Source organism: Streptomyces sp. NPDC087845 (assembly GCF_044742755.1).
GTDB lineage: Bacteria > Actinomycetota > Actinomycetes > Streptomycetales > Streptomycetaceae > Streptomyces.
This window is the reverse complement of the sequence record NZ_JBIUVC010000004.1, coordinates 533,677-547,581: the sequence shown is the minus strand read 5'-3', so window position 1 is coordinate 547,581 and position 13,905 is coordinate 533,677. Positions and strand designations below refer to the sequence as shown.

Here is a 13,905-nt window from a genome sequence, read left to right as displayed (position 1 = left end):
GGAGTTCTGTCATGAAGACCGTCAACCACTGGATCGGTGGCAAGACCGTCGAGGGCGCGTCGGGCAACTACGGCCCGGTCACCGACCCGGCCACCGGCGCCGTCACCACGCAGGTCGCGCTCGCCTCCCTCGAAGAGGTCGACACCGCGGTGGCCGCCGCCAAGGACGCCTACGCCACCTGGGGCACGTCCTCGCTGGCCACCCGCACCGCGGTCCTCTTCCGCTACCGCGCACTGCTGGACGCCCACCGCGACGAGATCGCCGCACTGATCACCGCCGAGCACGGCAAGGTGCACTCGGACGCGCTGGGCGAGGTCGCCCGCGGTCTGGAGATCGTCGAGCTGGCCTGCGGCATCACCACCCAGCTCAAGGGCGAGCTGTCCACCCAGGTCTCCAGCCGGGTCGACGTCTCCTCGATCCGCCAGTCGCTCGGTGTCGTCGCCGGTATCACCCCGTTCAACTTCCCGGCCATGGTGCCGATGTGGATGTTCCCGCTCGCCATCGCCTGTGGGAACACCTTTGTGCTCAAGCCCAGCGAGAAGGACCCGTCGGCCGCCATCCTGCTGGCCGAGCTGGCCGCCGAGGCCGGTCTGCCGGACGGCGTGCTGAACGTCCTGCACGGTGACAAGGTCGCCGTCGACGGGCTGCTGAACCACCCCGACGTGGCCGCGGTCTCCTTCGTCGGCTCCACCCCGATCGCCCGCTACATCCACGCCACCGCGTCCGCCAACGGCAAGCGCGTCCAGGCGCTCGGCGGCGCGAAGAACCACATGCTGGTGCTGCCGGACGCGGACCTCGACGCCGCGGCCGACGCCGCCGTCTCCGCCGCGTACGGCTCCGCCGGTGAGCGCTGCATGGCGATCTCCGCGGTCGTCGCGGTGGGTTCCGTCGCGGACGAGCTCGTCGCCAAGATCAAGGAGCGCGCCGAGAAGATCAAGATCGGCCCCGGCAACGACCCCGCGTCCGAGATGGGCCCGCTGATCACCGCCGCCCACCGCGACAAGGTCGCCTCCTACGTCACGGGCGCGGCCGCCCAGGGCGCCGACGTCGTCCTCGACGGCACCGGCTACACGGTCGAGGGCTTCGAGGACGGCCACTGGATCGGCCTCTCCCTCCTCGACCACGTGTCCACCGACTCGGACGCGTACAAGGACGAGATCTTCGGCCCGGTCCTGTGCGTCCTGCGCACCGAGACGTACGAGGAGGGCGTCGCCCTCATGAACGCCTCGCCGTTCGGCAACGGCACCGCGATCTTCACCCGCGACGGCGGCGCCGCCCGCCGCTTCCAGCTGGAGATCGAGGCCGGCATGGTCGGCGTCAACGTGCCGATCCCGGTGCCCGTCGGCTACCACTCCTTCGGTGGCTGGAAGGACTCCCTCTTCGGCGACCACCACATCTACGGCAACGACGGCGTGCACTTCTACACCCGCGGCAAGGTCGTCACCACCCGCTGGCCGGACCCGGCCGACGCCCCGGCGGGCGTGGACCTGGGCTTCCCGCGCAACCACTGATCCCCTCGACCGCCCGACCCCGAAGGCCCGCACGGAAGCTCCTTCCGTGCGGGCCTTCGCCGTGCCCGCCGACACCGCGCTGACATGCCGCTGACGCCGGGCCCACATGCCCGTACCACCGCTCCGACGGCGCTGGACTGCTCTCGTGCTCGTCGACTGGAATGGAGCAGGCACCCACGGAACGCGGTACGGGGGCTCTTGCGGAGGCTCGACGTGGCGGAGGCGATGGCAGTGAGTGCGGTGGACGAACGCCCTTCGGGGCCCGGAACGGCGGGCGCCGCCACAGTGGTGGACGACCTGCTCGATCTGCCCCGGTCCGAGCGGCGGCAGGCGTTGGAGGACCTCGTCGTCGCCGAGTTCAAGATCGTGCTCCTCATGGAGGACGACGACGAACTCCCCCTGGACGAAAGCTACTTCGACCTGGGGCTCACCTCGCTGACGATCACCGATCTGAAGCAGAGCCTGGAGTCGATGATCGGGCACGAACTCAGCGCGAGCCTGCTGTTCAACAGCCCCACCGTGGGCCAGCTGATGGACCACATCTGCGACGAGCTGCTCCCCGGTCTGTTCCGCCCCGCGAGCGTGTCCGGGCCCGCGAGCGGGTCCGCGCCCGCCGCTGCCACCGGCCCCGCCGACCCCTCGGCGGACGACCTGGTCGACGAAGCCCTCAAGAACCTCTACCAGGGGTAGGAGACATGGCAGATCCGGACGACGCGACGACCACCGACCGCGCCCTGAAGCAGGCCCACGAAGACCTCCGCAGACAGCGCGAGCTCCTGAAGGAGCTGCTGCGGGAGAAGTACGAGCCGATCGCGATCGTGGGTGTCGGCCTGCGCTTCCCCGGCGGGAACAACTCCCTGGAGGAATTCACCGAGTTCCTGCGCGAGGGGCGAAGCGCCATCGGCCCGCTCCCGAAGGACCGCTGGGACGTCGAGGCCTTCGCGTCCGGCGAGGGCCGCGGCGTCATCCGGACCACGGGCGGCGGATTCCTCGACGGGCTCGAACGGTTCGACCCCAAGTTCTTCAGGACGGCCCCCGCCGAGGCGCACTGCCTGGACCCGCAGCAGCGGCTGGTGCTGGAGACCGCGTGGGAGTCCCTCGAACACGCCGGGATCGACCCGACGGCGCTGCGGCACGGCAACGGCGGCATCTACGTGGGGGCCAGCTCCCTCGACTACGTGATGGAGATGGACGAACTCCGCGATGACGAACTGGACGGCCGGATCGCGGCCGGCGTCTCGCACTCGGGCATCTGCGGCAGGCTCTCGTACTTCCTCGGCTGGCGCGGCCCCTCCATCACCGTGGACACCGCCTGTTCCGCCTCCCTCGTCGCACTCCACCTCGCCGTCCAGGGGCTGCGCCGCCGCGAGTGCGACATCGCCCTGGCCGGCGGGGTCAACGCCATCCACCACCCCCGCAGCACCGCGCTCTTCTCCGACCTGAGCGCGCTCTCGCCCGACGGCCGGTGCAAGACCTTCGACGATTCCGCCGACGGCTACGGCCGGGCCGAGGGCTGCGGCATGATCGTGCTGAAGCGGCTGTCGGACGCCCGGCGCGACGGCGACACCGTCCTGGCGCTCGTCCGGGGCAGCGCCGTCGGGCAGGACGGCGAGAGCGCCGGGCTCACCGTGCCCAACGGCGCCGCGCAGGAGACCCTGCTGCGGCGAGCGCTCGGCAGCGCCCGGCTGGAGCCCGGCGACATCCAGTACGTGGAGGCGCACGGCACCGGAACCCCGCTCGGGGACCCGATCGAGATCGGCGCGATCAGCGAGGTCTTCGCCGACTCGCACAGCAGGAACGACCCGGTGATCGTCGCCTCGGCCAAGACCAACATCGGGCACATGGAACCGGCGGCGGGGATCGGCGGCGTCATCAAGGCCGTTGCCCAGCTGCGCAGCGGCGAGATCTTCCCGCATCTCAACTTCGACACGCCCTCGACCCGCATCCCCTGGGAGGTCTCCCCGGTCGAGATCCCCACCGAGACCCGCCCCTGGAAGGCCGGCACCCGGCGCGCGATGGTCAACTCCTTCGGCTTCGCGGGCACGTTGGCCTCCGCCGTACTCGAAGAGGCGCCGTCCGGCGCGGACGACCGCGCTCCCGGGCAGGACGCGCCGGCCGGGGAGGCGGGCGAGCCCGGGGGCCAGGTCTTCACGCTGTCCGCCAAGTCGGCCCGCTCGCTCGCCCTGCAGATCGAGCGCTACCAGCGGCTGCTGGCCGACCGCCCCGATCTGCCGGTCGACGCCATCTGCTACACGGGCAGCACCGGGCGGGCCCACTTCGACCACCGGATCGCCGGGGTCGTCCGCGACCATGCCGGGCTCTCCGCGCTGCTCGCCGACCGGGCCGCCCGGTCGGCGGCCGCAGCCGGGTCCGCGACGGCCGGGCCGGAGGCCGTCCGCAAGGCCGTCTTCCTGTTCACCGGGCAGGGTGCGCAGCGCCCCGGCATGGGCCTCGCCCTGTACGAGCGGCACCCGCTCTTCCGCCGGACCGTCGACGAGCTGGACGCGCTGTTCGCCCCGCATCTGGGCCGCTCCATCCGGGAGTTGATGTTCGGCCGCACCGAGGACTCCGACGAGCTGCACCGCACCCGGTACACCCAGCCCGCCCTGTTCGTCCTGGAGTACGCCCTGGCGCGGCTCTGGCTGTCCTGGGGGGTGCGTCCCTCCGCCGTCATCGGGCACAGCATCGGCGAGGTGGTCGCCGCGGCCGTCGCCGGGCTCTTCACCGCGGCCGACGCGGTCCGGCTGGTCGCGGTCCGGGCCCGGCTGATGGACTCGGTCACCGCGCCCGGCGGCATGGCGGCCGTCGGCGTCGACGCGGAGACGGCGGACGCCCTGGTGGCGCCGTACGACGACCTCGCCGTGGCCGCGTACAACGCGCCGTCGCAGTGCGTCATTTCGGGAGGTGCCGCTTCGCTGGACGCGGCGACCGCCGAGCTGTCCGCCCGGGGGGTAAGGGTCAAGCGGCTGCCCGTCTCGCACGCCTTCCACTCGCCGCTGATGGGCGCGGTCACCGAGGAGTTCCGCGCGGCCTTCGACGGGATCACCTTCCACGAACCCGAGTTCACCCTGATCTCCAACCTCACGGGCCAGGTGGCCCGGTGGCGGGACATCTCCAAGCCCGACTACTGGGTACGGCACATCGCCGAACCGGTGGACTTCGCGGCCGGCATGCGGACCGTGGCCCGGCGCGGCCGGCACGCGTTCATCGAGATCGGGCCGTCCGCCACGCTGTCCTCGCTGGCCCGGGAGAACCTCGACGCCCCGGGCGACACCTGGCTGGCCAGCCTGCGCCCCGCCCAACTGGACGATCTGGCACTGCTGTCGTCGGTGGCCAAGCTGTACGCGGCCGGATACCCGGTGTCCTGGACCGGCTTCCACGCGGAGCGGCAGATGCGCCGGGTGGTGCTGCCGGGCTACGCGTTCGACCGCCAGGAGTACTGGCTCCGGTCGGCCGACCCCCGCCGCCCCTCGCCCAGGACATCGACGGGCGGACCACTGAACGGAGCCGAGGGCGGCCCGGTGGGCGGTGCCCCGGCCGGGTCCGCCGCCGGGTCCGCCGCCACCGACCCGGTGGAGCTGGACACCGGACGGCTGCTCTCCATGGGCCAGGACGAACGCCTCGCCGCCCTCACCGGACACATCCGCGCGCTGATGGCCTCCGAGCTGCAGTTCGACGACCCCGCGGAGATCGAGCCCGGCGCGCACTTCCTCGACCTGGGCCTCGACTCGCTGGCCGCCGCCCGGCTCAGCGGCCGGCTGGGCACCGCCCTGGGCCGCCGGACCACGGTGTCCGAGGTCATGGACCATCCCAGCGCACGTTCCCTCGCCGAGTTCGCCGAGCAGCGGCTGACCTCGGGCTGAACCCCGCGCCGCACACGGCCGGGCCGTACCGACCTCCGGACCAGCCGGACCTGTTGATGGAGAGACCATGGACGAGGCCACGCCCGAGACCCTTGCCGCCATCCCCGGACACCACGCCGCCGTCCGGCCCGATCACATCGCCATGATCCACCTCGGCACCGAGGTGACGTACGCCGAGCTCGACCGCGAGAGCAACCGCGCGGCGCATGCCCTGCTCGCCGCCGGGCTCGTCCCCGGCGACCGGGTCGCGTTCCTCGGCATGGAGTCGCAGTACTACTACGAGATCGCCTTCGCCTGCGCCAAGAGCGGCACCGTCCTGGTCCCGGTCAACTGGCGGCTCACCGAGAGCGAGGTGGAGCACCAGCTGCGGGACTCCTGCGCCAGGCTGCTCTTCGTCGAGGAGGAGTACCGGGCCACCGCCGAGCGGATCGAGGCGGAACTGCCGGAGCTGAAGAGCGTCGTCGCCATGGACGCGGCAGGGCGGCGCGGCGCGGGCTTCCTGGACTGGAAGTCCGCCTTCCCGGACACCGGCACCGGCTACCGCCCCGATCCCGCCCAGCCCGTCGCCCAGATGTACACGAGCGGTACCACCGGGCTGCCCAAGGGCGTGGTCCTGCCGCACCGGAGCTTCTTCGCCCTGGGCCGCGCGATGGACGAGCACGGTCTCGACTGGGTGGACTGGAAACCCGGCGACAGGAATCTGATCGGGCTGCCGGGACTGCACATCGCCGGGCTCTCCTGGTCCATGCAGGCCTTCACCGCGGGCGTGACGAACGTGATCATGCGGATGTTCGTCGCCCAGGAAGCGGTCGCGCTGATCAGGGACGCGGGTGTCACCACCACCTTCGTCGCCCCCGCCATGCTCCAGATGATGCTGGCCGAGCCCGCCGCGTCCAAGGAGACCTTCGCGACGCTGCGCAAGGCGGTATACGGCGGCTCACCGATCGCCGAGGAGCTGCTGGTCCGCTCCCTCGACGTGCTGGAGGCCGACTTGGTGCAGGCGTACGCCGCCACCGAGACGGGCAACGCCGTGGCCCTGCTGCCGATGCCCGACCACACACCGGGCAGCCCGCGGCTGCGCGCCGCCGGACGGGCCTGCCCGGGGGTGGAGATACGGATCGTCGCCGACGGCAGGACCTGCGCCACCGGTGAGATGGGCGAGGTGTGGGTGCGCTCGCCCGCGGTCATGCTCGGCTACTGGAACCTGCCGGAGGCCAGCGCGCAGACCCTGACGGACGGCTGGCTGCGGATGGGCGACGCCGGCTATCTCGACGAGGACGGCTACCTCTACCTCTGCGACCGGATCAAGGACACGATCATCGTCGCGGGGGAGAACGTCTACCCCGGCGAGGTGGAGGAGGCGCTCGGCCGGCACCCCGCGGTCGCCGAGGTGGCGGTCATCGGGGCCCCGCACCCCCGCTGGGGCGAGGCGGTGCACGCCTGTGTGGTGCTGCGCGAGGGCATGCGCGCGACCCCGAGGGAACTGATGCTGTCCCTGAAGGGGCGGATCGCCGACTTCAAGATCCCGGTCCGGTACGACTTCCTGGACGGCCTGCCCCGCAATGCGACCGGCAAGGTGCTCCGCCGCGAACTGCGGGACCGGTTCTGGGCGGGGCGGACCAGCAAGATCCACTGACGCCGGGCGCCGACACCGGGGCCGGGGCCGATGACAGCCCCGGTTTCCGGTGTCGGTTCGGGTCTGCGGTGGCAGCCGGGGTCTGCGGTGCCGGCCGGGGTTTCCAGTGCGGCCGGGGTTTCGGTGGCAGTCCGGCCTCCGGTGCCGGCCCGGGTTTCCGGTGCCGGCCCCGGATTTCGGAGGCAGCCCGGATTTCCGGTGCCGGACCGGCTTCCCGGTGTCAGCTCCGTTGCGGGCCCGCCGCGCTGCGCCGCAGTCGGCGCGACAGGTCCGCGGCCAGTGCCATGGCCTGCTCGTAGAGGTAGAAGTGACCGCCCGGAAGTTCGCTGAGCCCCTGGAACGCGTCCGCCCGGTCGGCCCAGGCACCCATGGTGCCCCCGCCCAGGAGGGGGTCCGAGGCCCCGCCGTAGGCCACGACCGGGCAGCCGACCCGCGCCCCGTCGTCCGTATAGCCGTTGACCACGGTGAAATCGGCGCGCAGCGTCGGGAGCACGAGATCGAGCAGCTCGCGGTTGCCGGTGACCTCCGGCGGCAGACCTCCGAACTCCCCGACCCGGGCGAGGAACTCCTCGTCGGAGAGTTGCGCGACAGGGACCGGGCTCGGCCGGTGCGCGCTCCCCTCCCACGCCGACACCGCGAGCAGCGCCGGAGCGGGGGCGCCGTCCTTCTGCAGGGCGAGGGTCAGCCGGTACGCGATCAGCGCGCCCATGCTGTGCCCGAAGAACGCGAAGCGGCGCCCGTCGAGGTCGTCCTCCAGGGCCTCGTACACGGCCTCGACGAGGGTGTCCAGATCGGTGAACGCGGGGGTGGAACGCCGGTTCTGCCGACCGGGCAGCTGGACCGCGGCGACCTCCACGTCGTCGGGCAGCATCTGCGCCCAGCGCGCGTACGTCGCGGCCGATCCGCCCGCATGGTGGAAGACATAGAGCCGGCACGCCGCGTCGGGCCGTGCCCGGCCGGTGTGGAACCAATCGGCGCCGAGCCCCGCGTTCTCCTGGACCATCTGCCCCTCCCGCGCTTGTGCCGCGACGGGCGGGGACTCTGCCACCGGTCCCGCCCCGCGTCCGTACCGCTCGACGCTAGGCAGCGGGCGGGGGCCCGGACAATTACCTGCCAGGTAATCGACACCGCCGACACCGCGCGCGGAGGGTGAGCGGATTCGTACTGGTTCGAGCGTGGAGAAGAACGCTGTGACCGACGTCAACACCACATCGACGAGACCGGGCCGGGTCGCCGACGGCCGGCCCGGCTCCCTGGCACTGCCGGTGATCCTGGCCGGCACCTTCATGGTCGTCCTCGACTTCTTCATCGTGAACGTCGCGATCCCCGCGGTGCAGAGCGAGCTCGGCGCGAGCACGGCCCAGGTCCAGCTGATCGTGGCCGGATACGGTCTGGCGTACGCCTGCGGTCTGATCACGGCGGGGCGGCTGGGCGACATCTTCGGCCGGCGCCGTCTCTATGTCATCGGGCTGCTGCTGTTCACGGCGGCCTCGCTGCTGTGCGGGATCGCGCCGAACACCTCCGTGCTGGTGCTCGCCAGGGTCGCCCAGGGCATCGGGGCCGCGGTGCTCTCCCCGCAGGTGCTGACCATCCTCGGAGTCACCTACACCGGTGCCTCCCGCGTCCGGGCGTTCACGGCGTACGGCCTGGTCCTCGCCTCGGCCTCGGTCGGCGGCCAGCTGATAGGCGGGGCGCTGATCCAGGCCGATGTCGCCGGTCTGGGCTGGCGCAGCTGCTTCCTGATCAATGTGCCGATCGGGGTCGCGGCGCTGCTGCTCACCCCCAGGCTGATCACGGAGTCACGCGCGCAGGGCGCCACCCGGCTCGACATCCCCGGGATGCTGCTGGTCACCGTGGGGCTGGTGGCCGTGGTGCTGCCGCTGGTCGAAGGCCGGGAGGCGGGCTGGCCGGCCTGGACCTGGGCGTGCCTGATCCTCGCCGTGCCGTTCCTCGGAGCGTTCGTGCTGCACCAGCGGAGACTGTCGTCGAACGGCGGCTCCCCCCTGCTGGACCCGGGACTCTTCCGCCAGCGGGCCTTCACCGTCGGACTGTTCGCGGTGATCGTCTTCTACTCGGGGATGGCCTCGTTCTTCCTCGTCCTCGCGCTGTACCTCCAGCAGGGCCGCGGGCTCGACGCGCTGGACTCCGGTCTCACCTTCACCGTCATGGGCGCCGGGTTCTTCGTCACGTCCGTCTCCGGGCGGCGGCTCGGGGCGTGGCTGGGACGGCAGGCTCTGGCCCTGGGCGGGGTGCTGATCGCGGTCGGCCAGCTGCTGCTCTTCCTCACGGTCTCCCGCATCGGGGTCGAGGGGAACATCTGGCTGCTCGCGCCGGCCCTGCTGCTCGACGGAGCGGGGATGGGGATGGTGATGGCACCGCTCAACTCGACGGTCCTGGCGGGTATTCCGCCCCGTCTGGCCGGTGCCGCCTCCGGCGTCCTGACCACGATGATGCAGGTGGGCAACGCGCTGGGGGTCGCACTCATCGGCATCATCTACTACGGCAGGACCGGTGCCGCCCCGGCGAGCGCGGCGGACGGGCTGGACGCGGGGCTGGTGTATCTGACCGCCCTCGCGCTGCTCCTCGTCGTCGCCGTTCAACTGCTGCCGAAGAAGGCCGCCGGGGAAACCGCCTGAGCCCGTCCGCGCGCACCCGCGATCCGGCGGCGGGTGTGCGCGCTCAACGGGCGGTCGGCAGCAGCGGGGAGCCCTCCGGCACCGCGGCGCGCAGGTGGTTGTTCCAGTGGTGGGAGTGGAGCGTGCCCGCGGTGTGCGTATCGGCCGGGTAGAACGTCTCGATGGTCAGCTCGGCCAGCGTGATGTCGACGGGCGCCACGAAAGTGGTCACGGCACTGAAGAATCTCAGCTCGGTCCCGAGCGCACGGATGTGCAGCGGCATCGCGACCTGGTGGATGTCCGAGAAGTCCGGGGAGATCGGTTCCGTCTCCAGCAGGCCCGGCGGGTACCGGTAGGCGCAGACCTCCTCGTACAGGCGGTGGAGCCGCTCGTCGTCGGTGAACGCGGCATCGCGGTGCAGCCGGGAGAGCAGATTCCGGCGCCATTCGGAGAAGTTGGTGATCCGCCGCGCCATGCCCTGCGGATGCAGCCCGAGCCGCACGACGTTGACCGGCGCCAGCAGCAGCTCCTCGGCCACACCGTCCAGCAGCGCCATCGCCGACCGGTTGGCCCGGAACAGGTCCGAGACGGTGTCGAAGACCAGGGCGGGATACGGCTCATGGCCGGTGAGGAGCCGTTCGACGGCCTCATTGGCCCGGCCCATGTGCGACTCGCCGATCGGTGTCTCCTCATAGGCCGGCGCGTAACCGGCGGCCATCATCAGGCGGTTGCGCTGGCGTACGGGCACGTCCAACTGGTCGCAGAGTCTCAGGAGCAGTTCGCGACTGGGCCTGGCCCGCCCGGTCTCTATGAAGCTCAGATGGCGGCTGGACGTCTCGGCCAGCAGGGCGAGCGCCAATTGGCTCAGATTGCGCCGGTGGCGCCACTCCCGGAGCAAGGGGCCGATTCGATGGGGCTTCGTGTGACCGCTGGGCATCGTGTGTCCGCGCATTTACCCATCGTAAGCAGGTCGACTTCGCCGTTCCGGGCCCGGCCGTGAGCTGTAATAAACTTTGGCCGGAATGATTCGCCTGTGGCGGCAGGGGCTGTTTGTCCGCCGTCTGTCGTGTTGCTGACCTCCACGTAAATAAACGGAGTTCGGCGACAAGGATCCGGACTATTGAATTCCGGATTTCCTGGTCCCGGGCCTGCCGGTCGCGGTCCTGCCGGCCCCCGGCTTTCCGATCTTGGGCTTCCTGTTTCCGATCTTGGGCTCCCGGTCCGGCCCACGATGCCGCGCGCCCGCCCGGCATTCGGGTGGGTCAGTCGACCGTCAGGGCCGTATCAGTGCCCCCTGCCAGAATCGCCGACGTGCCGAGTCGCGCAACTTCCGGCCACTTCCGTGTATCCGCAGCTTTTGTCTCCGCAGTGTCGAACGCCCAGCACCTCGGAAGGAAGACATCGAATCGTGGAATCTCCCACCGGGACCTTCGGACAAGTCGCCACGAGTGGTTCGCGACCGTCCCGACCCGTGTTCCTCAGCTACGACTCGTATATCGCCGGACATGAGGTGCCAGCAGGAAGACACGTCTACACGGTGAAGACGTCATCCATTCTTGACGACGTCTTCAAGAGCCTGACACTCAAACGGAAACTTGAGCGTGGTAAAGCCGATCCCGCGGACGCGGCGGACTTTGTCGTGGGACGCTGCGCGCTGGCCGACGACGAAACGGTCGAGGAGGCATCCCGCAAAGCGGCCGAGGCGGCTCCGGTATGGGCGCGGTTTCCGCTGGAACAGCGCCTGCTGCTGGGCCGGGGAATCCGCGAACGGCTCCTGGAACGCCACCTGGAGTTCGTCGATCTGCTCATCGCCGAAGGCAACCCGCGGGCGCTGGCCGAATGGCAGGTGGCCGGACTGCTGGAGATCTTCAGCGACGAGACCCTCGGCTGGTGCGCCCGGCAGATGGAGCAGAGCATCGAGCACGGCAACCGGCGGATGACCGTACGGCGCGTGGCGGACGGTGTGGTCGCCGTCAACCCGCCGCAGAACGCGCCCGCCAGCAGTGCCCTGTTCGGCATCACCCCGCTGATCGCCGGCAACGCCGTCGTCGTGCGGGCCCCCCGCAGCGCGCCGCTCGGCGTCATGTACGCGATGCGTGAACTGGTGGCCCCGGCACTCGACGACATCGGCGCGCCCCCCGGCACGCTCAACGTCTTCTGCTCCCGCCCCGGGCCCGCCATCAAGAGCTGGCTGGAGAGCCCGCACATCAACGACATCTTCTACACCGGAGGCGTGGCCACCGGCCTGGAGCTGGAGCGCAACTGCGTCGCGCACGGAAAGAAGCCCGTCCTCGAACTCGCCGGCAACGACGCCGTGCTGATCTGGCGCGATGCCGACATCGAGGCCGCCTGCGAGGCCCTCGTCGAGTGCTTCTTCGGCTCGGGGCAGATCTGCATGGTCCCCAACCAGGTGATCGTGCACCCCGCCGTGGCCGAACAGCTGCTGGAACGGCTGCGGCTGACCGCGTCGCTGATCCGCCCGGGACTGCCCGAGGACCCCGGCGCGCTGCTCTCCCCGGTCCTGCGCAGCGAGCGCTTCTACGCCTACGTCCAGGACGCGCTGGACAAGGGCGCCACCCTGGTCCACGGCGCCCGGCGGATGGAGACCGACGGAACGCCCTCCGACACCGGCCTCTTCCTCGAACCGACCATCCTGCGGGTGGACGGCCTCGACCACTGCCGGGACATCGAGGCGGTCGCCGAGGAAACGTTCTTCCCGCTGCTGCCGGTCATCGTGCCCGAGGCCGCCGACGACGACGAACTGCTCGACCGGATGCTCGCCTACGTCAACAGCAACCCCTACGGGCTCCGCAACTCGCTGTGGACCGGGGACGAAGCGGTCGCCGACCGCTTCGTGGCCGAGGTGTCCAACGGCGGCCTGCTCAAGGTCAACGACTCGCACATCGGCTTCCTGCCCTATCTGCCGACGCACGGCGGCACCGGACGCACCGGCGGCGTCTTCGGCGAGGCCAACTACCCGATGCTGCGCACCACCCATCTGCAGGGCGTCTCGCGCGCCACGGGGGTACGGCCGCGCGAGGCGGTGTTCGGGGCATACGCCGAGCTCGCCGGCGCCCGCCCGGGGCCGCTGGCGGACGTCACTCCGGAACACAACTCTGAGGAGCAGTAATGCAGTTCATGCAAGCCGACCGCGAATCCTGTGAGGCACTGCTGCCCGGCCTGCTGGACCGGCTGGCCGAAGTCCCCTTCGCCGAGCTGGAGTCCGACAACAGCCCCGCCGTGGGAATCTTCCGCGACCACGGAGGGTCCAACCTGCTGGTGCCCGCCGCGTTCGGCGGGGCGGACGCCACCGCGCTGCAGGCGGCCCGGGTGGTGCGCGCCCTGGGCGCCGCGGCCCCCTCGCTCGCCGTGGCGACCGCCATGCACCACTTCTCGATCGGCACGCTCTTCGGCGTCGCCGAAACCTTCGCGGACGGCACCGACCTCGACGACCTGCTGCTGAAGCGGGTCTCCCAGGAACGCCTGCTGGTGGCCTCGGCCTTCGCCGAGGGCCGCACCGAACAGGGCATCCTCAGCCCCACCATGGAGGCCCGGCCGGTGGACGGCGGGTATCTGCTGACCGGCTCCAAGAAGCCGTGCAGCCTGTCGAAGTCCATGGACCTGATCACCGCGAGCGTCGGAATGCGCCGGCCGGACGGCTCGGTCGACATGGGCTTCCTGATCCTGCCCGCCGACACCCCCGGCATCAGCGTGCACCCCTTCTGGAAGACCAGCGCGCTGCTGGGCACCGAGAGCAACGAAGTACGCCTGAACGACGTGTTCGTGACCGACCGACAGATCCTTCAGCCGCCCGCCGAACTGGCCGAGGAGCTCAGCGAGCTCCAGGAGGTCGGGCTGATCTGGTTCCAGATGATCGTGTGCGCGGCGTACACCGGCATGGCCAGCTCCCTGGTCGAGCGGGTGCTGCAACGCGGACGCGGCTCCGGCTCCGACCGCGGCGCGCTCGCCGTCGGCATCGAGACCGCGGCCGCGCTCACCGAGGGACTGGCCCGGCGCGTCATGGACGGCGACACCGACAACGACGGGCTCGCGGCCGCCCTGGTCACCCGGTTCGGCGTGCAGAAGCTGATCGCCGAGATCACCGCACAGGCCGTGGAGATGCTCGGCGGCATGGCCTTCATCTCCTCCTCCGAGATCGCGTACCTCGCCGCGGCGACCCACGCGATCGCCTTCCACCCGCCGTCGCGCACCAGCACCGTCGACGGCCTCCTCGACTACTACGCGGGCCAGCCGCTGGTTGTGGCATGACAACGGGAGCG

At 71.1% G+C, this 13,905-nt stretch carries 9 protein-coding genes; 7 read left to right on the top strand and 2 right to left on the bottom strand.

Going from position 1 to position 13,905, the window contains the following annotated elements; all coding sequences use genetic code 11:
• The first annotated feature begins 11 nt into the window (after positions 1-11).
• From mmsA to ACIOMQ_RS14375, 4 genes are all read left to right on the top strand, one after another.
• Positions 12-1,511, top strand: coding sequence for a CoA-acylating methylmalonate-semialdehyde dehydrogenase (gene mmsA, locus ACIOMQ_RS14390; protein WP_362206779.1), 1,500 nt, complete (start codon positions 12-14; stop codon positions 1,509-1,511).
• Positions 1,512-1,724: 213 nt separating this feature from the next.
• Entirely contained in the window at positions 1,725-2,201 is a 477-nt protein-coding gene (locus tag ACIOMQ_RS14385) for an acyl carrier protein (RefSeq protein ID WP_401937983.1), read from the top strand.
• Positions 2,202-2,206: 5 nt separating this feature from the next.
• Entirely contained in the window at positions 2,207-5,374 is a 3,168-nt protein-coding gene (locus ACIOMQ_RS14380) for a beta-ketoacyl synthase N-terminal-like domain-containing protein (RefSeq protein ID WP_362206781.1), read from the top strand.
• Positions 5,375-5,441: 67 nt separating this feature from the next.
• Positions 5,442-7,010, top strand: coding sequence for a long-chain-fatty-acid--CoA ligase (locus ACIOMQ_RS14375; RefSeq protein WP_362206782.1), 1,569 nt, complete (start codon positions 5,442-5,444; stop codon positions 7,008-7,010).
• Positions 7,011-7,230: 220 nt separating this feature from the next.
• Here the strand turns inward: ACIOMQ_RS14375 and ACIOMQ_RS14370 are convergent, their stop codons facing one another.
• Positions 7,231-8,013, bottom strand: a complete 783-nt coding sequence (locus tag ACIOMQ_RS14370) for a thioesterase II family protein (RefSeq protein ID WP_402189073.1) — start codon at positions 8,011-8,013, stop codon at positions 7,231-7,233.
• Between the two features lie 172 nt (positions 8,014-8,185).
• Between ACIOMQ_RS14370 and ACIOMQ_RS14365 the strand changes: the two genes are divergently transcribed.
• Entirely contained in the window at positions 8,186-9,646 is a 1,461-nt protein-coding gene (locus tag ACIOMQ_RS14365; protein WP_362206784.1) for an MFS transporter, read from the top strand.
• 43 nt (positions 9,647-9,689) lie between these two features.
• On the opposite strand, the gene ACIOMQ_RS14360 is transcribed toward ACIOMQ_RS14365, so the two are convergent.
• Positions 9,690-10,577 (bottom strand): helix-turn-helix transcriptional regulator, encoded by an 888-nt coding sequence (locus ACIOMQ_RS14360; RefSeq protein ID WP_362206785.1) that lies wholly within the window; start codon positions 10,575-10,577, stop codon positions 9,690-9,692.
• Between the two features lie 585 nt (positions 10,578-11,162).
• On the opposite strand from ACIOMQ_RS14360, the gene ACIOMQ_RS14355 reads away from it, so the two are divergent.
• Both ACIOMQ_RS14355 and ACIOMQ_RS14350 read left to right on the top strand, forming a co-directional pair.
• Positions 11,163-12,755: an aldehyde dehydrogenase gene (locus ACIOMQ_RS14355; RefSeq protein WP_362206786.1), complete on the top strand. Its 1,593-nt coding sequence runs from the start codon at positions 11,163-11,165 to the stop codon at positions 12,753-12,755.
• Positions 12,755-13,894: an acyl-CoA dehydrogenase family protein gene (locus tag ACIOMQ_RS14350; protein WP_362206787.1), complete on the top strand. Its 1,140-nt coding sequence runs from the start codon at positions 12,755-12,757 to the stop codon at positions 13,892-13,894. Before ACIOMQ_RS14355 ends, ACIOMQ_RS14350 begins: the two co-directional genes overlap by 1 nt.
• Positions 13,895-13,905 lie beyond the last annotated feature (11 nt).